The organism is Bradyrhizobium sp. (assembly GCF_049581145.1).
In the GTDB taxonomy this organism is placed as follows: domain Bacteria; phylum Pseudomonadota; class Alphaproteobacteria; order Rhizobiales; family Xanthobacteraceae; genus Bradyrhizobium.
The window spans coordinates 1-1,623 of sequence record NZ_JBAURI010000855.1 but is presented as its reverse complement, the minus strand read 5'-3'; the positions used below and the strand labels follow the sequence as shown (position 1 = coordinate 1,623).

3 protein-coding genes are annotated in these 1,623 nt (G+C 68.1%); 2 read left to right on the top strand and 1 reads right to left on the bottom strand.

Going from position 1 to position 1,623, the window contains the following annotated elements; genetic code table 11:
- Positions 1–96: 96 nt before the first annotated feature.
- Complete coding sequence (locus WCB02_RS28100) at positions 97–696, bottom strand: sigma-70 family RNA polymerase sigma factor (RefSeq protein WP_423963018.1); 600 nt, start codon at positions 694–696, stop codon at positions 97–99.
- Positions 697–959: 263 nt separating this feature from the next.
- Between WCB02_RS28100 and WCB02_RS28095 the strand changes: the two genes are divergently transcribed.
- Together WCB02_RS28095 and WCB02_RS28090 are read left to right on the top strand one after the other, a co-directional pair.
- Entirely contained in the window at positions 960–1,292 is a 333-nt protein-coding gene (locus tag WCB02_RS28095) for a DUF2282 domain-containing protein (protein ID WP_423963017.1), read from the top strand.
- A 14-nt stretch (positions 1,293–1,306) separates the two neighbouring features.
- Positions 1,307–1,623 (top strand): DUF692 family multinuclear iron-containing protein (locus tag WCB02_RS28090; protein ID WP_423963016.1); only part of this gene is annotated, 317 nt, incomplete at its 3' end.

Genomic DNA, 1,623 nt, shown 5'->3' with positions numbered 1-1,623 from the left:
GCGACGGCGGGCGCAACCGCCGCACCGGCGCGGCCGAGGCCGCAAGCGCATCGATCAGCTCCGAGGTGTTCATGGCGCGGCTCTCTTCATGGCGCGTCATGACGCGCCTCCCCCGCCGAGCAGCTTGCGCAGATTGGCCAGCGCGCGGTGGGTCGCGACCTTCAGCGCCGCGACCGAGCGGCCGGAGGATTGCGCGGCTTGCTTCAGGGACATTTCATTCAATTTCAGCATCCGCACCGCGTCACGCTGCTCCGGCGGCAGTTTCTCGATCGCCTCGAGCAGCGATCGCTCGGCCATCGCATCAGGGTTCGCTTCAGAGTTCGTTTCGCCTTGCGCAAAGGTTTCATGCTCGGGCAGCAATCCGATCTCGCGCGCCCGCCGCCTGGTGTCGCGCCGCAGCCGGTCGATGATGCGATGGTTGGCGACCGCGGCAAGCCATGGCTTGAACGGACGCGCGGGATCGTAGGTGTGGCGCACCGCATGCACGGTCAACAGCACGTCCTGCACCGCGTCCTCGACATCGGCCGGATGGCGGAAGCAGCGCCGGGCGATCGCGCGCGCATAGGGCTCGATCTGTTTCAGCAGCGTGCGATAGGCGTCGCGGTCGCCGTCCTGGGCCCGGGCCATCAGCGCCGACCACTCGGACTGTGGCGCGGCCGGCGCCGCAGCGGATGCGGTATCTGATCCCCTGGCCAAGTCGGGCTCGACCAGGGTGAGCCGCGGAGCGTGCGGCCGTGCGGGAGGCGTCGTTGAAGGCTGCATCCGGTCGATGGTTTCGCTCGAGCTGTTTCCACGGTGCGGCGCCGGTCTCGGCCCGGAGCAGGCTCAAGGATACAAGGCGGCGGCAGCGCGCGACAGGCCGAAATTTTTTGCGGCCCCGCTAACCTTTCGCGCGGTGGGCTCGAACCTTGGGATCAGCAGCCCGGGACCGGGCGGCAGCCACCAGGAGAGAAGACACCATGAACCGTCGCCTGTTCGCCGTATCGACCATGACCACAGCCATCGGCCTTGCGCTTGCCATGCAGGGCTCCGCCCTCAACGCCCAGGGCATGAAGGACGGAATGAAAGACGGCATGAACCCGCCGCAGGTCGTGAAGGACAACATGGCCAAGATGGCCAGCGAAAAGCTCGAGAAGTGCTACGGCATCAACGCCGTCGCCAAGAACGATTGCGCCCAGGGCGCGCATTCCTGCGCCGGACAGGCGACGCAGGCGCGCGATCCGAAATCCTTCGTGCTGCTGCCGGCCGGCGACTGCAGCAAGATCGCGGGCGGCAAGACCAGCGCGACCTGACGCGGCGCACACTGGTGAACGCGCAACGCAGGCATCAGGACGGCACGATCCCGGCACGAGCCGGGATCGGGCTGCGCTTCAGCCATCACCAGGCCGTGCGCGACACCGCGCATGGCGTGCCCTGGATGGAGGTGCATACCGAGAACTACATGGGCGGCGGCACGCCGATCCGCACCCTCGAGGCGATCCGCCGCGACACGCCGATCTCGCTGCATGGCGTCGGGCTGTCGCTCGGCAGCGCCGATGGCCTCGATCCGGCGCATCTCGAGCGCATTCGCGGCGTCGCCGAACGGATCGAGCCCGGGCTGATGTCGGAGCACATCGCCTGGAG

Bases quoted from the DNA above. Each gene is read 5' to 3' on its own strand.
- WCB02_RS28095 (WP_423963017.1), top strand. From the start codon at position 960: ATGAACCGTCGCCTGTTCGCCGTATCGACCATGACCACAGCCATCGGC.